24 protein-coding genes and 1 tRNA gene are annotated in these 25282 nt (G+C 41.0%); 12 read left to right on the plus strand and 13 right to left on the minus strand.

The window, feature by feature from the left end; all coding sequences use genetic code 11:
* The first annotated feature begins 103 nt into the window (after positions 1–103).
* Together radC and A0125_RS06875 are read left to right on the plus strand one after the other, a co-directional pair.
* On the plus strand, positions 104–787 hold the full coding sequence (gene radC / locus A0125_RS06870; protein ID WP_066753908.1) for a RadC family protein: 684 nt from the start codon (positions 104–106) through the stop codon (positions 785–787).
* A gap of 43 nt (positions 788–830) precedes the next feature.
* On the plus strand, positions 831–2579 hold the full coding sequence (locus A0125_RS06875) for a M14 family metallopeptidase (protein WP_156472449.1): 1749 nt from the start codon (positions 831–833) through the stop codon (positions 2577–2579).
* Here A0125_RS06875 and rmuC read toward each other — a convergent pair.
* Positions 2563–3891: a DNA recombination protein RmuC gene (rmuC, locus tag A0125_RS06880; protein WP_066753910.1), complete on the minus strand. Its 1329-nt coding sequence runs from the start codon at positions 3889–3891 to the stop codon at positions 2563–2565. The genes A0125_RS06875 and rmuC overlap by 17 nt on opposite strands.
* 111 nt (positions 3892–4002) lie before the next feature.
* On the opposite strand from rmuC, the gene A0125_RS15560 reads away from it, so the two are divergent.
* Positions 4003–4212, plus strand: coding sequence for a hypothetical protein (locus tag A0125_RS15560; RefSeq protein WP_156472450.1), 210 nt, complete (start codon positions 4003–4005; stop codon positions 4210–4212).
* A 92-nt stretch (positions 4213–4304) separates the two neighbouring features.
* On the opposite strand, the gene A0125_RS06885 is transcribed toward A0125_RS15560, so the two are convergent.
* From A0125_RS06885 to xerD, 6 genes are all read right to left on the minus strand, one after another.
* Positions 4305–4376: transfer RNA gene (locus A0125_RS06885), tRNA-Arg, on the minus strand.
* Between the two features lie 88 nt (positions 4377–4464).
* The gene (locus A0125_RS06890) at positions 4465–4887 is read right to left on the minus strand and encodes a hypothetical protein (protein WP_231863154.1); all 423 of its coding nucleotides are present in this window, start codon (positions 4885–4887) and stop codon (positions 4465–4467) included.
* A 236-nt stretch (positions 4888–5123) separates the two neighbouring features.
* Entirely contained in the window at positions 5124–6512 is a 1389-nt protein-coding gene (locus tag A0125_RS16090; protein ID WP_410528182.1) for a TonB-dependent receptor domain-containing protein, read from the minus strand.
* A complete protein-coding gene (locus A0125_RS16095; RefSeq protein ID WP_231863156.1) occupies positions 6452–7435 on the minus strand; it encodes a TonB-dependent receptor plug domain-containing protein in 984 nt (327 codons plus the stop codon). Before A0125_RS16095 ends, A0125_RS16090 begins: the two co-directional genes overlap by 61 nt.
* A gap of 62 nt (positions 7436–7497) precedes the next feature.
* Positions 7498–7881 carry a DUF2946 family protein gene (locus tag A0125_RS15565; RefSeq protein WP_156472451.1) on the minus strand — a complete coding sequence of 128 codons (384 nt, stop codon included), beginning with the start codon at positions 7879–7881 and terminating at the stop codon, positions 7498–7500.
* A gap of 38 nt (positions 7882–7919) precedes the next feature.
* Positions 7920–8837: a site-specific tyrosine recombinase XerD gene (gene xerD, locus A0125_RS06900; RefSeq protein WP_066754287.1), complete on the minus strand. Its 918-nt coding sequence runs from the start codon at positions 8835–8837 to the stop codon at positions 7920–7922.
* A 186-nt stretch (positions 8838–9023) separates the two neighbouring features.
* Between xerD and fabV the strand changes: the two genes are divergently transcribed.
* From fabV to A0125_RS06930, 6 genes are all read left to right on the plus strand, one after another.
* Positions 9024–10223: an enoyl-ACP reductase FabV gene (fabV, locus tag A0125_RS06905; RefSeq protein ID WP_066753911.1), complete on the plus strand. Its 1200-nt coding sequence runs from the start codon at positions 9024–9026 to the stop codon at positions 10221–10223.
* 254 nt (positions 10224–10477) lie between these two features.
* The gene (locus A0125_RS06910; protein ID WP_066753913.1) at positions 10478–11701 is read left to right on the plus strand and encodes an MFS transporter; all 1224 of its coding nucleotides are present in this window, start codon (positions 10478–10480) and stop codon (positions 11699–11701) included.
* 155 nt (positions 11702–11856) lie between these two features.
* Positions 11857–12411 carry a DUF1543 domain-containing protein gene (locus A0125_RS06915; RefSeq protein WP_066753914.1) on the plus strand — a complete coding sequence of 185 codons (555 nt, stop codon included), beginning with the start codon at positions 11857–11859 and terminating at the stop codon, positions 12409–12411.
* Positions 12402–13742, plus strand: coding sequence for a GH1 family beta-glucosidase (locus A0125_RS06920; RefSeq protein WP_066753916.1), 1341 nt, complete (start codon positions 12402–12404; stop codon positions 13740–13742). Before A0125_RS06915 ends, A0125_RS06920 begins: the two co-directional genes overlap by 10 nt.
* A 167-nt stretch (positions 13743–13909) precedes the next feature.
* Positions 13910–15193 (plus strand): sugar porter family MFS transporter, encoded by a 1284-nt coding sequence (locus A0125_RS06925; RefSeq protein WP_066753918.1) that lies wholly within the window; start codon positions 13910–13912, stop codon positions 15191–15193.
* A 52-nt stretch (positions 15194–15245) separates the two neighbouring features.
* On the plus strand, positions 15246–16496 hold the full coding sequence (locus tag A0125_RS06930) for a YeiH family protein (protein WP_066753920.1): 1251 nt from the start codon (positions 15246–15248) through the stop codon (positions 16494–16496).
* Between the two features lie 82 nt (positions 16497–16578).
* Here the strand turns inward: A0125_RS06930 and A0125_RS06935 are convergent, their stop codons facing one another.
* A complete protein-coding gene (locus A0125_RS06935) occupies positions 16579–17601 on the minus strand; it encodes an LLM class flavin-dependent oxidoreductase (RefSeq protein WP_066753922.1) in 1023 nt (340 codons plus the stop codon).
* Positions 17602–17774: 173 nt separating this feature from the next.
* Positions 17775–18227, minus strand: coding sequence for a DUF2721 domain-containing protein (locus A0125_RS06940; RefSeq protein WP_066753924.1), 453 nt, complete (start codon positions 18225–18227; stop codon positions 17775–17777).
* A 580-nt stretch (positions 18228–18807) separates the two neighbouring features.
* Here A0125_RS06940 and A0125_RS06945 point away from each other — a divergent pair.
* Positions 18808–20127: a sensor histidine kinase gene (locus A0125_RS06945; protein ID WP_082784937.1), complete on the plus strand. Its 1320-nt coding sequence runs from the start codon at positions 18808–18810 to the stop codon at positions 20125–20127.
* Positions 20128–20139: 12 nt separating this feature from the next.
* Here the strand turns inward: A0125_RS06945 and A0125_RS06950 are convergent, their stop codons facing one another.
* Positions 20140–20775, minus strand: coding sequence for a response regulator transcription factor (locus A0125_RS06950; RefSeq protein WP_066753928.1), 636 nt, complete (start codon positions 20773–20775; stop codon positions 20140–20142).
* A 125-nt stretch (positions 20776–20900) separates the two neighbouring features.
* Complete coding sequence (locus A0125_RS06955; protein WP_156472452.1) at positions 20901–21074, minus strand: hypothetical protein; 174 nt, start codon at positions 21072–21074, stop codon at positions 20901–20903.
* A gap of 542 nt (positions 21075–21616) precedes the next feature.
* Here A0125_RS06955 and A0125_RS15570 point away from each other — a divergent pair.
* Both A0125_RS15570 and A0125_RS06960 read left to right on the plus strand, forming a co-directional pair.
* Positions 21617–21790, plus strand: coding sequence for a hypothetical protein (locus A0125_RS15570; RefSeq protein ID WP_156472453.1), 174 nt, complete (start codon positions 21617–21619; stop codon positions 21788–21790).
* 17 nt (positions 21791–21807) lie between these two features.
* Entirely contained in the window at positions 21808–23310 is a 1503-nt protein-coding gene (locus A0125_RS06960) for a fimbrillin family protein (RefSeq protein WP_066753931.1), read from the plus strand.
* A gap of 254 nt (positions 23311–23564) precedes the next feature.
* Here A0125_RS06960 and A0125_RS06965 read toward each other — a convergent pair whose 3' ends face one another.
* Together A0125_RS06965 and A0125_RS06970 are read right to left on the minus strand one after the other, a co-directional pair.
* On the minus strand, positions 23565–24056 hold the full coding sequence (locus tag A0125_RS06965; protein WP_066753933.1) for a hypothetical protein: 492 nt from the start codon (positions 24054–24056) through the stop codon (positions 23565–23567).
* Positions 24057–24103: 47 nt separating this feature from the next.
* On the minus strand, positions 24104–25156 hold the full coding sequence (locus tag A0125_RS06970) for an acyltransferase family protein (protein ID WP_066753935.1): 1053 nt from the start codon (positions 25154–25156) through the stop codon (positions 24104–24106).
* Between the last annotated feature and the right edge of the window lie 126 nt (positions 25157–25282).

Raw genomic sequence — 25282 nt, forward strand, 5'->3', positions numbered from 1 at the left:
GATGATAAGGAGAAAATGAGAAGATTAAGGCTAATCATTACTGTTATTTTTAGAAAATAATTTATCTTTAAAAGATAATTAATATAATAAAAGTTTTGTGGTAATGAAGTTGGCGATACACGAATGGGCGGAGTCAGATCGGCCCAGAGAAAAATTAATAGAGCAAGGTCGGCGCGCACTATCTAATGCAGAATTATTAGCGATTCTGATCGGCTCAGGATCGCCTCAGGAAAGTGCCGTGGAGCTTTGCAGACGTGTACTTTCGGGCGTGGAAAACAATTTGTCTTTATTATCCAAGTTGGACGTAGCAGATCTTTGTCGTTATCACGGAATTGGTCAAGCAAAAGCGATTACTATCATAGCTGCTTTAGAAATTGGGCGTCGCCGCAAAGATACTCTTGAAATGCCTTCGTCAGTGCTTAATAGTAGTAAGCGAGTTTTTAATTTTTTCAGAGAGCGATTGCAAGACTTGCCGCATGAGGAGTTCTGGGTTTTATACTTAAACACGGGCTGTAAATTGATAGATAAGCAACTCATTAGTCGTGGAGGTAATGATTTTGCACCGGTTGATATTCGTATTATCTTAAAATATGCACTTCAGGCCAATGCGCATTCGATGATTTTGATACATAACCATCCCTCTGGCACACTTTCTCCGAGTCTTGCAGATAAGCAACTTACTAAGCGGATTGCCGATGCAGCCGTATTGATGGATATTCGAGTAAATGACCATATCATCTTCACGGATCAAGCTTATTATAGTTTTAGGGACGAAGGGCTGTTATAGTGAATAACTTCTTTATGTATATTTGAATAAAATGCATTTCGATATGTCGTCTTTCCTCCAGTACTTCTCATCTTTATTGTTCATTTTCTGCTGCTTTTGTACCAATGCTCATGCGCAGAGTACATCGCTTGAGCTCGATGCTAAGCGAAATACAACTGCTACGTACGAGGAGTTATTGCAATTTTACACAGCATTGGATAAGCAATATCCAGAATGCAAACTGCTTGAGGTAGGTATTACAGATGTTGGCAAACCACTCCATCTATTCGTTATGTCGAAGGATAAGGACTTCGATCCTGAAAGTATTAAAGCAAAAGGTAAAGCTATTTTGTTAGTGAATAATGGAATTCATCCGGGAGAACCCGAAGGTATTGACGTCGGAATGCTATTTTCGAGAGATATTTTGCAGCGCAATACATTACCTGACGATGTGGTTATTTGTCTCATTCCAGTATATAATGTTGCTGGCATGCTTAATAGAGGAGTTTCGCGAGTTAATCAGAATGGTCCGGTGACGTATGGTTTTCGAGGCAGCCGCCAAAATTATGACCTGAATCGGGATTTTATCAAGGCCGATACGAGAAATTCCTTGTTATTTCAGCGATTGTTCAGCGCATGGGATCCAGATATGTTCTTTGACACGCACGCTAGTAATGGTGCTGATTATCAATATATCATGACCTTAATTGCTACGCAAAAGGACAAGATTGCCCCACCATTAGCTGCGCTAATGGAAGAACGATTTACAAAAGCGCTCTATCAACGCATGCAAACTTCGGGATACCCGATGATACCTTATGTAAATACAGTTGGTGCAACGCCAGAATCAGGGTTGGTGGATTTTCTGGAAACTCCTCGTTATTCGTCCGGCTACGCCGCGCTACATCATACCATTGGCTTTATGCCCGAGACCCACATGTGGAAATCATATGAAGAGCGTGTATTATCTACGTATACCTTATTGCAGCATTTAGTGAATGTTATGGTGCAAGAAAGGGAAGATTTGTTGTTCACTCGTAATCAGGTCAAGCAATCTGCAAAAACGCAGCAGATTTTTCCTATTACATGGGCTTTGGACACGACACGCGTGGATTCGATCACTTTTCTGGGTTACCAAGCGGAGCAAAAGAAGAGTGCAATTAGCGGACACAATCGTTTGTATTATGATCGTGCACAGCCCAAAACGATGCAAATACCACATTGGAAACATTACCGAGTTGCCAACGAAGTGCAGAAGCCAATAGCGTACGTGATACCGCAGGCTTATGATCGCGTCATCGAAAGGCTGCAAGCGAATGGTGTGCAACTTCATCCACTAAAACAGGATACGATGATTCGTCTGGAAATGTATTATATCACAGCCGTAAAAACAGCTACGTCACCTTATGAAGGGCATTATATGCATGAGGATGTGGAGATTAAGCCAGTCGTGATGGAGCGGCAGTTTTACGCAGGAGATTGGTGGATAGAAATGGACCAAGAGGCTAACCGGTATCTGATCGAAACGCTGGAGCCGCAAGCACATGATTCTTTTTTTCGCTGGAATTTTTTTGATGGTATCCTTAGTCAAAAAGAATATTTTTCTCCTTATATATTTGAGGAAGAAGCTCAGCGTTTGTTGGATGCCAATCCGGCTTGGAAACAAGAGCTGGAGCGTAAGAAAGCGAATGAACCTGCCTTCGCCAAAAATGGTAGAGCACAGTTAGATTGGATTTACAAAAAATCAATCTACTATGAAGACACGCATATGTTGTATCCAGTAGGTAGAATAGTATCTACTCGTCCTCACTAACTGGTAGATCCAACAATTCGTTCGATTCTTGCGTGTCAAGTGTGCCTACATCGCGTAGCTTTCGGCTCATCATGTTGGTGCGGGTAAGGCGCAAATCGTGCAACGATTTGGATGCGGAGCTCAATTGCTTGTCGACTTTGTCCAATTGATCAGAAAACTTCTTGAACTCCGTTTTGACGGCTTCTAGTATTTTCCATACCTCACTACTACGTTTCTGTACAGCGAGTGTGCGGAAGCCCATCTGTAAACTGTTTAACAGTGCCGATAGGGTGGTGGGGCCAGTTATGGTTATTCTATATTTGCGTTGCAATGTTTCAAACAATCCAGGGTGGCGCAAAATTTCTGCATAAAGGCTCTCTACAGGCAAAAACATGATCGCAAAATCAGTAGTATGCGGAGGATCAATGTATTTATCGCTAATATCTTTTGCGAAAGCTTCTACATTGCGCATCAAAATTTTTTGCTGCAAGTCGATTTGGGTTTTCTCACCCAATTCGTAGGCATCTAACAAAGCCTGATAATTTTCCATTGGAAATTTCGAATCTACTGGCATCCATACGGTTTCGTCACTGTCTTTGCCCGGTAGTTTAATGGCAAATTCTACGTGAGCCTGCGATCCTTTCTTTGTCGCTACATTTTGTGCGTATTGCTCATTAGTGAGCAATTGTTCTAAAATATTAGCGAGCTGATATTCGCCTAAAATACCACGCGTTTTTACATTAGAGAGCACTTTCTTCAGGTCGCCGACGCCAGTAGCTAAGCTTTGCATTTCGCCCAAACCACGGTGTACGAGCTCCAGTCGTTCGCTTACCAGCTTAAAGGATTCGCCAAGTCTTTTTTCCAGCGTAGACTGCAATTTTTCATCGACGGTATGCCGCATTTGTTCCAACTGGCGGTTATTGTCTTCGCGTAATGTTTTTAGATGGTTTTCTATATTTATTTTGATGTCTTTCAGGTGCTCATTAGACGTCTTGTTGATCTCATATTGTTGCTTAGTCAAACCTTCAAAACGTTGTCCCAAAAAGGTATGTAAGGCCTGCGCTTGTTCCTGCGCACTTTTTTCTAGCGCCCGAAAATTTTGTGATAATTCCTCACGAGAGCCCTGTGCCAGCGTGCTATTCTCGTTGCGATGCCGATGCAAATCATCACGAATGGATTTGTCCATCCGCTCGAGTTGATGATCTAAGCGCTGCAAACTCTGCTCCAAATGTCGCCATTGGACAACGGAATTGTCATCCGATTTCTTGAAGAGCATAATGAGTATATTAATGATGGCCAATGCAATCAAAATGATCAAAAGGGTGTGTATCATGTAAGATATATTTGAGCTAGCGGAATTGAACTATGCGAAGATAGGTAATCTTAGGGTAAACAATTCTACGACTTGGACTGTTCTAAAAATAGGAATCAAAAAAATAATACTATGAGAAAGCTAATATACACCATCTTGGGAATAAGCGCATTTAGTTTTATGTCATGTCATTCTTCGCAAGAGCGCGCAGACGATGTCGATAATGAATTAACACCGGTAGAACCTGCCGACCAACAGCGGTATAATATCAATCAATCTACGGAAGAAGTCATTAATTTAGATACAACTTCAACCGATACGACCAATCTCCCGAACGATTAACTACCATTAATAAGATTTCAATATCGAAATGGTGAATACGGTCTTTACACAACGTAAAAAAGCGCTTACATCTGTAAAGCGCTTTTTTTGGGTGCCCGCGGCGAGATTCGAACCCACATCGTCAGAACCGGAATCTGATATTCTATCCATTGAACTACGCAGGCATTGCGGCAAAAATACTATTTTTCTGGACTTATTACTAAAAAAAAGGTTGCTAAAAAAGCAACCTTTTGATAATGAATGCACTGCTTGTTAATGGCCGTGACCGCCACCATCTACGAAATGCATTTCGAAGCTCAAGTCTAGATCGGTAGCTCCTGCAAAATTCAAAAAATTAGGATTGTTCCAATCTGCTGCCGTGATATTGGCCTTTACACCAGGATTTAGATGGCGCATTACATAACGCATAATAAAAGTGCGTGACGTATCCAAAATGGTCATGTAGCCTGTAACGCCGACATTGACGTTTTGACCTGCTGCATTCCTATCCGCATAAACGTATGAAAAAGTATTGATCTCGGAGGCCGGATTTGCAGTAAAGAAAACCTGATGTATATCGTCACGAGTTACAAAAGTTTGTTCAGATCTTCTGCCCGCAAAATCAGTAGTTTGCAGCGATACACGATATGTTTTACCTTTGTCTAAATGAAAGTGTGCGCCTACAGGAGGTAGCAATTGTCCGTTAGGTGCTGGAGTGAAATGAATAGTGTCGACATGTGCACCAGGAAAGTCTTCGTAATGAAAATGATCATCGTGCGCTTCACGATGTACTTCGGTGAAGATTAACGTTGCCGTACCTACTTCTTCCTGATCACTTCGGGAACAGGGTCATCTTTTTGACAAGATTGAAAAGCTAGCGTAGCTACTGCGGTCAAAAGAAAAATCCATTTTTTGTTCATAATACTGTTGTTTTAAAATTGAAATGTGAAACCTAGAGTTATATTTCTGCCCATCTGGTGCGAAAAGTAGCGCATGCGGTCCATGTAATCCCTGTAAAGCACATTGAATAAATTTTCAATGCCCAGATTTGCCTGTATATCCTGTTTATAAATTGTAAATCGCCTGCTGGCATAAGCATTAAATAGATGATAAGATGGAGGCGGGCTGGTGTAGTCGGTGGCTGGATCAAATCTATGTTGTCGGTCAACAAATACATGTGCCAATCGGAAATAATCTTCCGGTTTTTCACCATATTGCCATTTGATACTTTGCGTTATTCTGTCTGCTGGAATGAATGGAAAATAAGTGTTATTATCCAGATCTCTGGCGCGTACCAGCGCACCTTTTAATGCGTAAGACCACGCCGCGCCAAACTCCCAATCCAATTGCAAATCAACACCATAGAAGAAAGCATCTTGCTGGCGATAATTAAATACTGGAAATGTGCCTCGTATCGTCTGCCGAACTGAATCGGGATTGGGCATGGCGTAAATGTAATCTCGAATATATTGTGCATATAGATCGGTAGTGATCGAAATTCGTTCCCTTTTAAACGAGATAGAGTTCACCCATTTATATCCGCGCTCCGAAGCCAAGTTTGGATCGCCGACTTCGTAGGTACCACTGCCATGATGTAGCCCATCACTGTACAATTCATTGGCCGATGGCGCCCGCCATGCTAAGCCCAGATTAGTTTTCAAAGTCCATGCAGACGAAGCATGATATGCCAAACCAGCCGAGCCGCTCCAATTGTGAAAATGACGATTATCCGTTAGCAAGTATTGTCTTACGACGCCATTTTCATCGATGCTACTATAATCATATCGAAACCCGGCTACGTCAAAATAGCGGTAGTCGTATCTTGCACCAATTTCTCCATGAAATTTACCCCAATGTTGTTGTGTGATGGCATAAATTCCTAAATTGTGATTTTCGAAGTTGGGAATAATGGGAGTAGTTCCAGTGCCTGGCACATTATTATTCACCTGTAACATACCAGCGATACCAATACGATGATGACCTGATTTTATGGCGATGTCCAATGTTTGTGTCATGAGGTTCATATCTGCCATTGGGGTGTCGTCGGAGAGTACGCGTCTTAGGTCGTATTCTTTGCGTCGATTGCGTTGAAAAGCAAACTGTGTCTCTATCTTAGTATTTCCAGTTAGATCGTAACCCCATTTGATTTTAGATAGATCGTGATCTACTCGTTGGCGGGGCGACTCAATATCGTAGGTGAAATTATACGTTGTTGATGGTCTGCCGCGTTCGATGTTGGCCAGAATATCATCTAGCGTACTCACATGTGCACCATAAAAAACACCCAAATTAGTGCCGAAGTGACTGTAGAAAAACTCCAAATCATGATTCCCGTTTGGTACTGCAACAAACCAGAAAGGTTTAGCTCTTGGGCACCTGTGTTTCCTAAAATATATTCCGCGGTCTTTAGATTTCCAATTTTCTTTGTTGATGCTTGTATGCGCCATGCCAAGTTGGGAAGCGATGTGATACCGCCTTCCAATCTAACATTTCCCACACCACCACGACCATTTGACTGTCCTAAGAGATCAACACGACCAGTAATTTTGCTTGGATCAATAGGATTTGCTGCGCTTATTACTACGCCACCCAGAGCATCTGCACCATAGCGCACGCCTTCCGCACCTTTTATTACCTCCAAGCGATCTGCAGTAAAGGGATCAATCTCAGGTGCGTGTTCGGCGCCCCACTGTTGTCCTTCCTGTCTCACGCCATGATTGAGTACCAAAACACGGTTACTATGCAAACCATTTATGACGGGTTTGGAAATGGTCGATCCTGTATTTAATTGCGTAACACCCGCAATTTGGCTGAGCATCTCTGCCAATGGCTTCGCTCGAAGCTCTTGTCTGGTATCTGCTGATAGATGGTGCTTGCTGCTCGTGATATGTTCAGATTGTATCCCTGTTATGGTAACGTCTTGTACGTGCACTATGCTGATTTTCATCGTGATATGCAAAGATTCGGACGTTGGCAAGCTGAGCGTCTTCTCCTGCGTGTCATAACCTAAAAGACTGAACGTGAGAAGTTGCCTACCAGCACATTGTTTCTTAAGCCTAAAATTGCCATACCGATCGGTATAGGTTATACTACTGTTGGTTGCGTTGCGAACAGCTACACCCGCCAAGGGCTTTGCTTCTACATCGACAGCAGTACCAGAAATAGTGAATAAACAAGACGTTTGTGCATTTGCATCTAAACCGAAGTGTAGTAGCAATGCTAACATCCACAGATAACGAAACATGTGTTCGATCTATAAAATTGAAAAAAAATAAAATTGAGGATACGAGGTGTACGAAATACTATTTAAGCCAATGGTGGGCCGCGAAGCGATAAAGCTCTGGAATCGCTGTCATCTAGAAAGGACAACAAATACGGAGTTGCTAAAGTAGGAATTGCAAACGGAGCGAGTACCGCAAAGCTGATTGATTGGTAGGATATAACTACCGGATTATTGTGATGAATCAGAAAGCATATGCCACACTCTTGATTAGATTCATCGTGATGGGTATGATGGCAGTGATCTGCATTATCATGGTTGGTACGATGGTGCGTTTCATGTTGATCATGAGCATTTTGCAAATCTTCAGGTAAGTGGTGATGCAGCGTGCCAACACCTATGGAAAATATCCATAGTGCAATACATGATAGCATCCCAACAAACTTAAAGTATTTACTTTTCTTCGTCACGGCACAAAGGTACTTTAAATGCAATGAAGTTGCAAGCTTTATTTTCTTGAAACGATATATTTTTTAGATCTTGGGTGAAATTCTGTGATGACGGTATGAAGATATGCATTATCCAAATGGGTATATATTTCGGTGGTGCTGATGCTTTCATGTCCCAACATATCCTGAACCGCACGTAGATCGGCACCACCCTCGACAAGATGTGTTGCAAAGCTATGTCGAAATGTATGCGGACTGATCTGTTTGGTAATACCTGCTTGCATCGCTTGTTTTTTTATCATTAGAAAAATCATCACTCGAGATAGGGCTGCCCCGCGTCTGTTCAAAAAAACCATGTCTTCCTGACCTGCTTTGATCGGTGCAATTGATCTATTCTCTTGCAAGTAAAAATTAAGGTATTTAATGGCTTGTTTACCAATGGGAATGAGGCGTTCTTTGCTGCCTTTACCTTCTACTTTTATAAACTCGTCGGTTAAGAATAGGTTCGAAATTTTCAACGAGACCAATTCGGAAACACGTAACCCACAGCCGTACAGCACTTCCAGTATTGCTTTGTTACGCATTCCTTCGGGTAGGGATAAATCAATGCTATCGATCAAACGATTAATTTCATCGATGCTAAGTACATCGGGCAATTTGCGCATGAGTCGTGGTGCTTCGATCAGTATAGCCGGATTATTCCGCATATCATATTCAATTTCTAAAAAAGTAAAAAAAGACTTTAATGCAGAGAGCAACCTAGCTTGCGAAGTAGCCGCAATATCTTGTTGATTTACGTGACCTAAAAACTGTTGAATGTCTAAGGGAGTGATGCTGTGTAGTGCGATTTGCCTATCTATAGCGTATGCTTCGAACTTTGAGACATCTAAGAGGTATGCATCAATGGAATTGCTGGAAAGTCCACGCTCCAAAAGCAGATATCGCTTAAAGTCATTTTTCCAAACTTCCCAATTCATAACAGTAAAGATAGAAAATATGCGCATAGCGCTAAAGCCTTATTGTTGAACTGTGCTCCAAGCATTTGGATACGATAGTGGTAGTAAAATTCTCAAAAGAGTGTCCTCTCTAATGGGATTCTGTGGAATAATTACTTATTTTGCACCTTAATTTAAAAACAGATTTAGTTTAACAACCCTTTTCATATGATTATTCAACCACGCGTACGAGGATTTATCTGTCTGACCACCCATCCTGATGGCACTGCTCAGAACGTGAAAAATCAAATTGATTATGTTCAGTCCAAAGGAACCATTGAAAATGGTCCTAAAAAAGTATTGGTGATCGGTGCATCGACCGGCTTCGGACTTTCATCTCGTATCACGGCAGCGTTTGGTTCAGGCGCAGCCACAATCGGTGTTTTCTTTGAAAAACCCGCGGCAGCTGGCAAACCGGGGACCGCTGGATGGTACAATTCAGCCGCATTCGAAAAAGAAGCTACAGCAGCTGGATTATATGCAAAAAGTATCAATGGTGACGCCTTTTCTGATGAGGTGAAAAAGCAAACCATCGAATTGATTAAGGAAGATTTAGGACAGGTAGATCTTGTGGTCTATTCGTTAGCATCTCCACGTCGTACACATCCAAAAACAGGTGTGGCACATGGTTCTGTGTTGAAACCAATTGGTCAACCATTTACCGATAAAACGGTAGATTTCCATAGCGGTGTGGTTTCTGATATTACGATCAATCCTATTGAGAATGAAGAGGATATCGAGAACACCGTAGCGGTAATGGGTGGTGAAGATTGGCAATTCTGGATCGAAGATCTAAAAGCTGCTGGTGTTTTAGCAGAAGGAGTGAAAACGGTTGCTTATTCATATATAGGCCCTGAGCTGACTTACCCAATTTACCGTAATGGTACAATCGGTCGTGCAAAAGATAACTTAGAGGCCACAGTTCCTGCCTTGAATGAATTGCTTGCTGATTTGAAAGGCGTATCTTACGTGTCTGTCAACAAAGCGTTGGTGACGCAGTCTAGCTCGGCTATTCCTGTCGTACCTTTGTATATTTCGTTGTTGTACAAAGTGATGAAAGAAAAAGGCATTCACGAAGGTACAGTAGAGCAAATGCAACGTTTATTTGCAACACAATTGTACAGCGGACATGCACCAGCGTTAGACGAAAAAGGACGTATTCGCGTAGACGATTGGGAAATGCGTGCTGATGTACAAGAAGAAGTAGCTGCCTTGTGGCAACAAATCTCTACAGAAAACTTAGAAGAAATCTCTGATATCAAAGGATACCGTGAAGAATTCTTCGGTTTGTTTGGTTTCCAAGTAGATGGCATCGATTACGAAGCAGATACGAATGAATTAGTTGGCGTACCTTCTATTCAAGCATAATTTTAAAACTGCTTTTAGCAGTTTTTACCAAAATAAAAACGAGACTGTCTCACGAGATAGTCTCGTTTTTATTTTTGGTGATAATCTGAGAAGAATTTATATCTTTATGCCATGAGCATCTCCATCTATACAACAATGGTGGCCAAACCTTGGCTGCCAGTGGTCACTAAGTAATCAGTCGAATCGTCTGATTATCTGGCTGTCTTGCCGAAGACAGCGTGTATAATTTATTGTTGTTTCTTAGTATTTATTTTATGGAAAATCAAAAATGGTATAGGACGTACCTATTTATTTGGACTGGGCAATTTTTCTCCATGATTACGAGTTATGCCGTTCATTTTGCAGTCATTATTTGGTTGAGTCTGGAACATCAGTCTGCCGAAGTGTTGGCTTTTGCTGGTATTGCTGGTCTATTGCCGCAGGCGCTGATTGGGCCGTTTGCTGGTGTATTTATTGATCGCTGGGATCGCAAGAAAGTGATGATGTATTCCGATGGTTTTATTGCAGTTTGCGCCTTTGCAATGACTTTTTTGCTGCGCAATGAGCGGGTCGATTTGTTTTGGATTTATGCTCTGCTGGCTTGCCGATCTGTTGGCAACGCTTTTCAATCACCAGCGATGCAGGCTATTGCTCCTTTAATCGTACCAGAGAAAGAACTGCTTCGCGTATCTGGTATCAACCAAATGTTGCAATCGATTAGTACGATTGCTGGTCCAGCATTGGGCACTTTGGCTATCACCTACTTTGCAATTGCTGATGTGTTGTACTTAGATATTATTGGAGCCGTACTAGCGATTTCTTCCTTACTTTTTGTAAAAATACCGCACCTGAAAGTAACAAACCAAGGTTCTGTTAATACCGTTTTTACGGAGTTAAAAGAAGGTTTCGGAGCGATTTATCGCAATAAAGGTCTCAGTTTTCTATTTTTTTATGCCATGTTGGTTACTTTTTTCGTGATGCCGGCAGCAATTATGTTTCCGTTACTTACGACGGGTTATTATGGCGGTGGCAAATGGGAGATCAGCTTAATTGAGGTGGTATGGGGTATAGGTATGCTGGTCGGTGGATCTGTGTTAAGTGTTTTGAGAATCACAACGCCTAAAATAATCCTAGTTAATGCAATGCATATCGTACTTGGGTTTGCATTTCTTTTATGTGGTGCCATTCCACCTTCGTGGTTTATAGCTTTTGTAGTCGTCACCACCTTGTCGGGTATCGCGATGTCCGTCTTTTCTGCAGCATTTATGACTACCATACAGGAGGAAGTGATGCCGCAGATGCTAGGCCGTGTATTTTCTTTATATTTTAGTATAGCAATATTGCCTAGTATCATAGGCCTATTATTCACAGGCTTGATCGCCGAAAAAGTAGGCGTAGCACCCGCGTTTGTGATAGCAGGCGGTTTGGTGATGGTCGTAGGAATAGCGTCATTTCTTACGCCCCCGTTGATGAAGATCGGGCGTGGTAAAAAAGCCTAAGTATAGTATAGGGGATTTTTTTAATTTAATTTTTCTTTAATGTGATATGATTACATTTGGATCGCTATATAGTTCCTATCGACATTAATTAGCAAATGATGCCGATAGGAACTTGGGCATAACTATTGATCGTAGAAAAGCGAAAACACAACCACATGGAATTATTTATGATAGTGATAGGTGGCAAGCCTGATGGTAGACACACCGAACAACATGACGTCTTTTTTGGTGTTGGCGATTCACTTAAGGATTTGGTGCCACAGATGGAGCTATTTTGGCCGGAACTGGTTGGTAAAATGCATATTGACTCCTGGCGCAAAATCTCCCATGTGGGTGGCTTTAGTGTTGAAGTAGTTTTAAAAAATGACTTCGCCTACGAAAGCGATCAGAAGCTTTACTTCGTGAACCTTGGCGGATATAAGCCGCAGGATATGGAAGAATACCATTATAAGCAAATAGTCGTAGCTAGCAATTTGGCGGAAGCTACTCAAGTAGCAAAATCTTCCACTTTTTGGAAACATCATACCTCGTCGCACATCGACGATAAATATGGGATTGACGTAGATGATATTTACGAGGTTACTGATCTTCTGAGTCCGAGTTTTAAGACAAAATATTCTCTCAAGATCACAGCTGACAGCGAATTTGCAGAAGAAGATACATTAGAAGTTGGTTATTTGAAGATTAGTAAATTGCTTTCATGGGATTGAGCAAAGTACCATTCGGCAACGATTTCATCTGGGGTGTCTCTACGGCGGCTTATCAGATCGAAGGAGGATATTTGCACGACGGAAAAGGATTTTCAATATGGGATGACTTCGTGCGAAAATCTGGAAAAATAGCGCATGGTGCAAATGGAGACGTAGCCTGCGATTTTTACCATCGCTATGCCGATGATCTGCAGTTAATGAGCGATATGAACATCCGTCATCACCGATTTTCGATTTCGTGGAGTCGTATATTTCCGGTAGGCAGGGGAGAAGTAAACCAAGCGGGCATTGATTATTACAATCGATTGATTGATCATATGTTGGAATTGGGAATTACACCTTGGATCACTCTATATCATTGGGATCTCCCGTCGAGCCTAGAGATAAAGGGTGGATGGACAAATCGCGATGTATTGGAATGGTTTGGAGAATTTGTATCGTGCTGTGTACGAAATTTCGGAGATCGGGTGAAGCACTGGATGGTATTGAATGAACCAATGGTATTCACCGGAGCAGGCTACTTTCTAGGAATCCATGCGCCAGGTCGCCGAGGATTGAGTTCTTTTCTATCAGCAACACATCATGCAGCATTGTCGCAGGCACTTGGCGCACGAATTATTAAATCCCTGCAACCTGATAGTATTGTAGGCACGACATTCTCGACTTCACATATAGAACCTCTGAGCACTAAAGATCGCGATGTGCAGGCTGCCAAACGAGCGGATGCCTTGCTCAATCGTCTGTTTGTAGAACCATTGCTAGGACTTGGCTATCCCACAGAAGAAATCAAGACGCTTCGTAAGATCGAAAAATATATGCGAGCAGGCGATGAGCAAGATCTTAAGTTTGATATGGATTTTGTTGGTGTGCAAAACTATACGCGTGAGATTGTGGCGCATTCCTATTTTATTCCCTACCTACGAGCTAAATTGGTCACGGCGCAAGATCGCCAAGTGCCTACAACTACGATGAATTGGGAGGTGTATCCTGAATCGCTTTATCATATCCTGAAAAAATATAGCACATATGAAAATATGCCACCGCTAATGGTGACGGAAAATGGAGCTTCTTTTCCCGATGAGGTAACGCGTAATACCGTAAATGATACCGAACGTACAGCATATTTGCAGGAAGCCATCACACACATGCATCGCGCTAAGCAAGAGGGTGTGGATGTCCGAGGTTATTTCGTGTGGACTTTCTTGGATAATTTTGAGTGGGCCGAGGGTTATCACCCTAGATTTGGTTTGGTTCACGTAGATTTCGAGTCGCAGCGCCGTATAATTAAAGACTCGGGCCAATGGTTTGCCCGCTTTCTGGCCGATTCATAGCTTCTATAAATTGTATTTTTGCGCCAAATTTGTATCATTTTATCTCATCGTTCGCGCATTTCGTAAAATAAACGTACTTTAATTAGCGATATTAGAAATGTAAACCTAAAAGCATCTTCCGCAGATTTTCTGAATAGATGTAATTGCCGATTAAAGTCACGAAACCTATGAAAAATGTATGGAAATTTTCACTTGTCGCTTCGCTAGGCGGTTTTCTTTTTGGATTTGAGACTGCCGTCATTTCAGGAGCAGAACGAATCATACAGCAACTTTGGGCGCTTGATTCCTTTTGGCATGGATTGACGGTCGCCATGTCTTTAATCGGAACGATCATCGGTGCTATCATTGCAGGCAGAACGGCTGAAAAGTATGGCCGCAAACCTACGTTAACATTTGTCGCTATCCTGTATTTGCTTTCTGCAATTGGTTGTGCTATAGCTCCAATTTGGTCCGTATTTTTGTTTTTTCGCCTTTTAGGCGGTCTGGCGGTTGGTATCAGCTCTGTAGCTGGTCCGGTTTATATTTCTGAAATTGCGCCTGCAAAGGATCGAGGTAAGCTCACAGGTTTGTTTCAAATTATGGTGGTGTCTGGTATTTTTGTCGCATACCTCACCAATTATTTCTTTTCAGGAATCGGTGAAGATGCATGGCGATATATGCTCGGCATTATGGCCGTACCATCAGTCTTGTTTTGTGTGTTAATACTGGCGGTGCCCGAAAGTCCGCGTTGGGTACTGTTGCATCGTGGTAGGGAAGAAGCTTTGCCATTGTTTAATAAAATTGGGCAAGTGCCCAGCGATGCGATTATAGAAAAGAAAGCAGCGCAGGTTAATCTTTTTCAAAAAGCTTATACCAAGCCGATAGTGATGGCAGTGTTACTTGCTTTTTTCAATCAGATGGTGGGAATCAATGCCATCTTATACTATGCGCCTCGTATCTTCGAGATGGCAGGATTTGAAGGTGAAACCGCATACCTGCAACCCATATTTATTGGCGGTACAAACCTCGTGTTTACGCTTCTAGGAATGAGTATAATAGACAAATTTGGCCGCAAAAAGTTGTTGCTGACCGGAGCGCTAGGCATGTTTATATTTTTACTATGTGCTGCATTTGGCTTGAAGGATGGCGGCACTCCTTATCTGCTGTGGTATATCGTTGGCTTTATTGCTGCTTTTGCGCTATCACAAGGAGCGGTGATCTGGGTGTTCATCTCGGAGATTTTTCCTAATGAAGTACGTTCGCAGGGTACATCTCTTGGTAGTACCACACATTGGTTGTTTGCTGCCATTGTATCGGGCTTGTTTCCTGTTATCGTGGAGCAAATATCAGATGGAGCGTATTATATTTTTCTATTTTATGCTGTGATGGTTGTGCTATCTTTTGTTTTTATACTTTTTATTCCCGAAACCAAAGGGAAGTCTTTGGAGGAAATAGGAGAAGTAACCCATTAGGCCTATATTTGCAGGATTGGCTACTAGCCAAATAACTAATTAAAATCAATACATGTTACGATTAAGTAAACTATCTGAAGATTGGGTAGTCGTTATTTTAGGTATGGGAATCATTATGCTGGCTTTGGCGGGCATCATTGTTCCAAAACCAAGTTTTGGATGGGTTTCATCACAAGAATTGATGGCAAAAGTGCTCGCTTTGCCAAATCTCTACAAAATATTGATGCAATTCCTGATTACGTTTGGAATTGCAATTTTAGGTGCAATCTTACTGAAAAAATCTCTGCGCCCGCTTCTTGTTGTATTTCCAATCGTGTTTTTTCTCACCCTGATTGCACTAGCAATATCAGGAAATATGTGGGTGCAGGAATATAATTTGGAAGCAGTTATCTTTAGTCTGGGTATCGGCCTAGCCATTAGTAACCTTTTTCGTTTGCCAGATTGGTTCAGAGCATCGCTCAATACAGAGCTTTATGTTAAGATTGGGCTCGTATTACTTGGTACCACTGTTATATTTAGAGATATCCTGAAAGCAGGATCGCTAGGATTGATACAGGCCTTGGTAGTCGTTATTTCAGTTTGGTACTTCGCGTTTTGGATTTGTAAGAAGTTGAAGATAGATAAAGAGATGTCGCTCATGCTTTCCAGTGCCGTATCCATTTGCGGTGTTTCTGCGGCAATAGCTACATCGGGAGCTATACAAGGAGATAGTAAGAAACTATCTTATGTGATTTCTCTGGTATTGATCACCGCGATACCCATGATGATTTTCATGCCGTATATGGCCGATTGGATGGGGCTTTCGCAAGAAGTAACAGGTGCGTGGTTGGGCGGTAGTATTGATACTACAGGCGCGGTAGTAGCATCAGGTTCATTAGTCGGTGAAGAGGCGCTGAAAATCAGTACAATTGTGAAGTTCTCGCAAAATGTATTACTCGGTATCGCTGCATTTTGTATCAGCGTGTACTGGACCTATGCAAAGTCGGTAGATGATGAAACTAAACGTGAAAAGCCGACATTAAAAGTGATTTGGGAGCGCTTTCCCAAATTTGTAGTAGGTTTTGTGGCAGCGTCATTGCTATTCTCATTCTTAGTACCACAAGTACAGATTGATGCGGTGAAAGATAGTCTGAAAAGTTTGCAAGGACTATGGTTTGTATTAGCGTTCACCTCCATTGGTTTGGAGACCAATTTTAAGGATTTGTTTCAGCACAACAACAAAAAACCTTTATATGCATTTTTGATAGCGCAAACTTTTAATGTGATCGTAACTTTATTGATTGCGTTGCTTTTATTTCGCTAATACTGATCTTAGCGATATATACACAAAGCCAGACCATACAATATGATCTGGCTTTGTGGCATTTAAAAATTGTCTGCCGTACTTATCGCCAACCCAATCCGGGCGCTACGTCCTGCAAAATGCTGGATAAAACATGTACATTATAATCTACTCCTAAGGTATTTGGAATAGTGAGTAGTAAAGTATCAGCCTCCTGTATGGCTTCATCTTTTGCCAATTCTTTTATTAATTCATCTGGTTCTGCTGCATAACTCCTTCCAAAAATAGCACGTTTGTCGGCCTCGATCATTCCGATTTTGTCGCCTCTGTCGTTTTCATGGCCAAAGTACAAACGATCTTGATCATTGGTGATCGCAAAAATAGAACGACTGACCGATACCCGTGGCTCACCTGCATGACCGGCTTTTTTCCAAGCTTCTCGATACAAACGTATCTGTTCGGCCTGCTGTATGTGGAATGGTTTGCCGTTTTCATCGTATTTTAAGGTGGAGCTTTGCAAGTGCATCCCTTGCTCGGCTGCCCATATAGCAGTTGCATTAGAAGCTGCGCCCCACCAAATGCGGTCGCGCAATCCTGGAGCGTGCGGCTCTAATCGGAGCAATCCCGGTGGATTTGGAAACATAGGATTAGGATTTGGCTCGGCAAAACCACGACCGTTTAATTTTTCCAAAAATTCCAACGCTTTTCGTCTGCCCATATCAGCATCGGTCTCGCCATCTTTTAGCTCATGGCCGAAATAACGCCAGCCATCAATCACTTGCTCTGGCGAACCTCTACTAATGCCCAATTGCAGTCGTCCTTCGGATATCAAATCTGCGGCACCTGCATCCTCTACCATGTATAATGGGTTTTCGTAGCGCATGTCGATCACGCCCGTGCCAATTTCGATACGGCTTGTTTTAGCGCCAACAGCTGCCAACAATGGAAATGGAGAGGCAAGTTGCTTCGCAAAATGATGAACTCTAAAATATGCGCCATCCAATCCCAATTCTTCGGCTGCGACAGCCAAATCAATAGATTGCAATAGCGTATCACTAGCCGTACGTGCCTGATAAGCCGGATGATTGGCCCAGTGTCCAAATGATAAAAAACCTAATTTTTTCATAAGCATCTTGATTAAAGTGATAAGCTTGAAAGCTATGCTATCACCATTCTATTTTCAGCGTAAATATACGAAAAATATGTGTTATAACATCTAAATTTTGTCGTTTTGATGTCAAATCAAGAGCGAAATGATAATACCTACTTTTGTACGCTGTTTATCGGGATGTTGCGGGATTATAGCTCTTTTTTACGATGATCGAATCTTTTCTTAAAATACTTCACGAAGGATTTTTCTCCTTGCTCTTCCATATCGCTCAGCTCCAATTCTAGCGCTCTATTACTAAATTGGATTTCAATAAAAGAGAGCACTAACGAGATCGTGAAAAATAAGAGACTTAAGGCAAAAGTAATTTCTGTGAGAATAACGCTTTCGAGATAAATACCATATACGCAGATAATGCAGGCTATGAAACTTAAAACACCCATGCCTTGCATATGACGAAGTAGCTTCAAGCGAAAACGCAAGTTGCCGATTTGGCCTTTTAGCACGCCGCCTTGACGATGTTCTAGGTATTTGGCATGCAGTGATCTTACCAAAGCTGCTAAAGCAAGAAAACGATTTGTATAGGCAAGCATGATCAAACTGATTGCCGGGAAAAGAAGTGCTGCGGTACTATAACTAATCATATCTTTTTAAAGATAAGGACTGCCTACGAAATATGCTAACGATCCACTACGTGTAGGCAATTAATTTATATTTCTACCATTATCACAAATACTACACACGAATGAATACACGAATGCGGAGCAGAAAAAGCTAACACTTCATTACGAAGAGAATCCGAAAGTAATTATTATCCCTTGATGATGAAATACTGATTTGTAGAAACAAAACGGCATAGCGCCCAAAATCTGTAAGACAAATAGCCTTGGTTTAATAGCATTGAGCAATTAAAAGCGCAGATTTATTGTCGTTTTTACATCTATTATCGTAATATAGCTTAATTAGTGATAGTGCTTCCATTTATTCAAAAATGATTTATGTCCAGATTATGTTTACAATATTAACCGACCTCATACTTTGTTTGATAGTAAATTTTACCTCTATCAATTAAATTTCGTCGTGCAATTGTAAAGGTAAAACACGTATATTTACGGGGTTAATTTACATTAACAAAAAAATCGTTAAGTGCTACCTTTATAATCGCAAGGTTCTATCAGGCAAGAATAACGAGCAAGATCGAAATACCTATAAAAACATTAGATAATGATATTTAGTAATCGTACAATACATGTACTCCTACTCAGTTTGGGCCTCACCCTGTTTATATCAAAAGTTGCTGCTCAATCTCAAAATGAAAATATAAAGCCGAAGGCAGCGTTGACCGATAGTTTGACGTATGTAAGCGATTTAATGGCGTATTTTGATAATCAGGGTAAATTGGATAGTATTGAGAAATATGCGCGAATTTCTTACAATTTAGCCCGGCGCGAAAATGATCTAAAACATGTGTTGAGTGCCTCAAACAGGTTGGCAGCAATTTATGAAGAGAGGGGCGATTTAAAACGTGCGCTTCAGTTTAATAAGGCTGCGCGCGACTCTGAAAGCGCCTTGTACAAGGAATCTTCAGCTCTTGGACTTTTGGAAACAGAACGTCTCAAGGCAGAATTTACAGCAAAGCAAGCGGAAGCTTTAGCGCATCAGGAGTCGGAAAGTCGCAAAAGCACGCTGATGATAATAGGGATATTTTCTTTAGCAGTCATTTCGAAAACTTTTCTGCTTTATATTATAATCCGAAAGAAGAAATCTCACAACAAAGAGTTGCGGATCGTGTTAGATCAGGTCGAGCGACAAAATATGCAGCTAGATGAAGGTTATCGTTTCAAACAGCATTTGATTTCTGTCGTAGCACACGATTTACGTGCGCCTGTAGCCAGTATTGTATCGCTTCTAAAGATGTTTGAAGACGGTTTTCTTTCTGAAAAGGAAACTAAAAATATGTTGCAGAAAGCCCGAATGGAAATGGCAACGCTCAAAAAATTTCTTGATGAGATGCTTACATGGATTGTCGGGCAACGTGACGGTCTTCGATCTACCTCTGAAGCTTTTAATATTGCTAGCGTTATCACCGAGACAGTGGCGCTGTATCGTCGAAGAGCTCAAAAGAAACGTATACAGATCGAAATCGAATCTCCTGCCGATACCACGTTTGTAAGAGCTGATAAGCAAATGATCAGAATTACCATTAATAATCTCCTTAACAATGCATTGAAATTCTGTGGCGCAGATGATTATATCTATGTAAGTGCACAAAAAGTGGATGAAAATAAAGTGCGCATTATGATACGGGATACGGGTGTTGGGTTTGATACGAAAATAGATCGAAAGCTAACAGAGCTTTCGCAAAAAGGAGTTATTGGCACTTGGGGTGAAAAAGCTACAGGAATCGGTTTGTCATTATGTATTCTCTATTTGAATGCGAATAACACACACCTGAATCTAAAATCCGAGCCGGGTGTTGGCGCTCAATTCTGGTTTGATTTGGAGATGACCAGTGAAGAGGAAAAGCAACCTGAAAAGAAATAATGTAGTGCGCTGCTAAATCAAATCATTATCGTGAGCAAATCGTATCAATTGTCCGATAGATTTGCAGTTGGCTTTGGCCATCATCTTGCGTCTGTGTGCAACTATGGTATGCTTACTTAGAAACATTTGCTCTGCAACGTCAGAAATACTACTGCCAAGCGAAAAATGCTTTAGCAGTTGAAGCTCTCTTGGAGTAAACGTAGGCGTTTGTTCGAATGTTTCTAAAATCGATTTCAAATTTTCATCAACTACAATATTTCCGTTGGCAACTTCATTTATCAATTGAATCATAGTCGGGATATCACTTGATTTGCTCAGTATGCCGTGGGGTTTTGCTGAGATAAGATTGTGCAGAACACCGGTGGAAATCGCACTGGTGGTAAAAATGATATAGGCTTTTTTGTTAAGACGTTTGATTTCCGAACATACCTGCAGCCCATTTTCATGGTATAGGTAATAATCCAGAAACACGAATACTTTTTTTGTGCCGAAAGCAGTCATGCAAGTAATCAAATCTTCTGCTTTTGAAAAAGATTGTATGTTTTCAAATTGCAGGTAGCGTTCCAATAGCAGTGTAAAGGAATCAGCAAAAAGTTGGTGATCATCCAGCACAAAAGCGTTTTTGCTGATTTTGATATCTTGAACCATGTAAAACTATTCTGTTTGAAGCAAAGATACGCTATGTAGACTGTTTTAGCATAATCTAAATGCGGTATTTATCACCTTAAATTTGGCAATGGAGTGAATATGGGTAATGTGAGCGAATCGTCCTGCTAATAAGTGCTTTTAATATGAATACCATTACTTTGTAATTCATCTTTAGCAAAAAACCCCAACCATACTAACTCATCAGGATTAAGATGTTGTCCTTTGCGTGGCTTGATTTCGATGTACGAATCGTCCTCTAGAATGGAGTAAGAAACTTCGCATGCAAATCTGATTCTCATGCAAAAGAGATTGGTGTCCAGCGCTTTTATCATAGCACCAATAATTTTTGGGTTGGCAACAATTCGCATAATATCAATATTAATTTTCTAGTTCAAACTGCAGGATCATAGACCAAAATAACAGGTGCAAAAAGACATATTAAAAAATATACTCTCAATTAGTTGATTTGAAACCAGGCCTGTTAATTGGTTATATAATTGAATAACAAATACGTACGTCAGCTCTAGTTGCTGCTATACAGTTGATTATTCATATACATTGATTCTAATTTACATACAATATTGATCTGGACAATATATTATTTGCCAAATAGCAAATTGTTGGTATGATTTCTATAAAAAAATAAATTATCCTCTAATTAGGGAAATATTGTGTATAAAAATTAACTATCAGTATGATAGGTAGTTATCTACTATTGTCGAAATTAAATCGTTATCATGTTGGTTTATAGCGTACTTATACGTAGTTTTGCCGCAAATTTAGCGTTTAATACCTAGCGTTAAGTTGTAGGCGAAATCATCTCAACTAGAAAAACTATACAATGGATTACCCAAGTAAGCGGCCTTATCAGGCACTATCTATTACAGTAAATTATCTTGAAATCGAGCATTCCATCGCAGCAGGATCCGCAACAGTTAGTCCTATTACCACCGATCAGCGCGTAATGGAAGAGTGGGACGAAGATCCGACGGATACACGTACAATTGTTTGGTAACTAGATATACTCTTCAGATGAAATTAAAAAATACATTTGCAATAGTTTTAAGTAGTATATTGCTGCTTGCGGCCTGTGTAAAGCAGGAAAAAGAACAACCAAGTAACGGTGAAGCTACCGTTTCTATTCGTCTTTTGGGCGCCGAAGATCAAGAAGAGAATGATGATGATGGGAATGCCTCTTCCGCTCGATCAGTGACCGTTTCAGAGGTAGAAGATGATGTACAAACTCAAATTGTTCCTTTTGGTGATGATATGAATTTTGTAGCGACGCTTTCCAAAGAGCGATCAAGTGATATGCGTAATAGTGCTACTGGATCAAGTCGTAACCGTGCTGCTACAGTATTAACACCACTTGGTCAAGATGTACGTTATAGAGTATTAGTATACGACGGTTCTGGAGCTTTCGTAGAAGAAAAAGATTATCAGGTGGGTAAAGAAAGTTCCGTAGAGGGTTTCAATCTAGATGCAGGGAAATCTTATACGTTTATAGCTTATTCTGTAAACGGTACAACAGCGTTGCCAAATCCTAGTGACAAAGCGAATCTTAGTACCGCTAGGCTAAATAATATTGCCGGTCCTTTATTGTATTTCAGAAAGGATGTTGAATTAGTGTACGGTGAAAACACATTGGATTTAACACTTAAACATCAATACAGTCAAATCACGACTAGAATCGAATTAGATCAAAGTACAGCCGGAAATATAACCGCAGTTGATAACCCAACGATTCGTCCTGTTCGGCAAGATGGTAGTATTACTTTTTCTGATGGTGTTGTTACATATGGATCTGCCGCTTCTAATGGCGCAGAAGTTGTTTTCCCAAGCCTAGGAGGTGGAGTTCGTAGTATTACATCCAGTCCAACATTATTAATATCGCCGAGCACGACGACCGCAGAATTTAATGTTGGTACGTTGACTGCGAATAATATTACGAAAGCCGATGTCGTAATCAATAATTTAAAAATCACGCCAGGCACACGTTACAATTTAGTCATGAAGTTGCAAAGTCCTTGTACGGAGGTGGTATCCGGTGGGGCTACATTTGATCTCGCAGATGGTAATTCTCAAACTTTTACAGCGCCTGCTGCGGACTATGGTTTCACGTTTGATATACATCGACTAGATAACTCTTTTAATCTGGAGATCAATAATACATTACTCGCGGTACAGGAGCTACAATTTCAAACTGGGGTTGCCGATTTGTCTCGGAATGTTGAGTTTGCTGATGGAACGGTGTGGGGAAGTGAAGGCATTTCAGAAATCTACAACATGAATGGCAATGCTTCAAACCCTATTTTGCGTGTGATCATTAGTGCGTCGGGCGATATTTCCCTATTAGGAAGCAAGTCATCGAGCGGCGGTAATTTGGAGCCTCTGCGCTTAACCAATGGCAATCAATTTAACAGTATCACGTGGAATAGAAATTCTGATAATACAGTTATTGCTACACAAAGTGTAGAAGGAGTAACGTATATGACGGGTAATGGATATGGAAGACGAATCGTTCCATGTAATTAGTAAGTTAATTCTTATTTGTACACTAGGTAGCAAAGTTTAATGTGATCGTCACATGCAGTAGTTCGCTTATAGTGTAACCATTTCACCACACAAAAGAGGCCTTTTTTAAAAGGCCTCTTTTGTGTGGTGAAAAATCATCTCATATCGTGTCATTGGTTTATGATGCCAATTGCTAAAATCATCGTGTAATTGGCGTTTTCAAATGCCAAGACATAAAAATTGAGAAGGAGAATTACTACGGGAAAAGAATGTTTTTAAAACTCCTTGTCGTAGGTCCGGTTCCAATGCTTGTTTCTATCCAAAGGAGTAGATTTTACTTTATATTCTAGTCGTATGCCATTAATTCTCCTCTGTTTGAAACGTTTATTAACATCATTTATATAAGCGATATCAACTATTTCAAATAATCCAAAACGTGTGCCTGCCAAATTCTTGTCGAATGGTACCTCTTCTTCTACTAACTTAAACGTGTAGAAGCAGCTGAGGTAATCCTTCCAGAAGAAAATGGGATTATCTTCGCCGTCCAGATAGCTGTCGTCGGCATAGCATAGTTCGTCGTGCACGTCAAAGTAATCTGCCAATAACTTATTCGTCTGCGCTACAAAGTCTTGTGCCGTAGAAGTGTTTTCGATAGGCATAAAGGAGATGATGTCGCCTTCTTCTAATAAGTCGCACATCGAATGATTCTGAAAGGCTTCGATCATCGACGGCAACAGTTCTACCACACTATGGAACATTTTTTTCATGCTACAAAGGTAAAAACTATGTGCGAACTTAAGCTAACCAAGGTGTTTTAAGTGATACGCAGATAGCGTTTTGTTAGGTATTTCCTGATCGGAATGTCTACTAATTTCATGATAACGTATGCAAAAAGAATCAAACAAATGCTGCCGCCTATTACGATATAGGGTAGGAGTGTTGAGTCGAATACATCACTCTGCAAATAGTCGCCAAAAATCCAAATAGCGGCATAATGCGTCATGTAAAGTGGATATGAAATAGCGCCTAGAAAAGCGCCCAGTGGCTGCACGCCTTTCGGCATCCTTGTACCTGCTCCCAAAGCTACGATAATAGGAAAAAGAAAAAGCACAATGCATGACTCAATCAACCAATTAGCAACGGTGAACGGCATCAACAAAGCTATACTCAATAATATTGCGGGAGTGAGGTATCCGAAGCGATTGGTGATAATCCAATTTCGACGGTAAATAAGTAATCCCGCACAGAATGAGTAAGCAAGACGAATACCGCCCACTTCCCAATTGTCTATACTCCAGCCGCCAGCAAGGTTACCATAAGAATAACTAGCATAAACCAAAGCAATTGCGGCCACACCAGCCAGCAGATATAAATGTTTTGCGCTAATACGTACTAGTACAAGAGCGTAAAAGATATTAGCAACATATTCCCAAAATAATGACCATGCCGGTGCATTTAGGCTGAAAAGATTAAAGGCTTTTTCCTCCAGTACTGGCAAGGGGATAAGCAATACCGAACAGATAAAAAGCTGTATATACTGCGGGATACTTTTTGCATCGGCTACGCTATAGGGCGACCAGAGCAAACCAACCAAACCCAAAATTGATCCAATAACAACTAAAGGCTGCAAGCGAATGAGCCGCAAGCTAAAAAACTTACCCAAGCTCATACTCTCTAGTCGATCATCGTAGGCATAGCCCATCACAAATCCTGACAGACAGAAGAAGAAATCCACGGCAAGAAAGCCATGGCCAATCACATTATCTTCAAATTGTGGAAATATCCATTCCATGAAATGAAAAATAACGATCGCGATGGCGGCTACACCGCGTAATCCATCTAACGCTAAAAAATGCTGCTTTTGCATATATATATGTTTAACATTGCCTCGCAGGAGCGATATTATAGCTGTTATTTCTCGGTCCGGATGATAGCCAGTATTCAATGCTGGCCAAAGGCTAAGATATCGACCAAAGATAATAAAAGATTAAAA

This window comes from Sphingobacterium populi (assembly GCF_001586775.1).
GTDB lineage: Bacteria > Bacteroidota > Bacteroidia > Sphingobacteriales > Sphingobacteriaceae > Sphingobacterium > Sphingobacterium populi.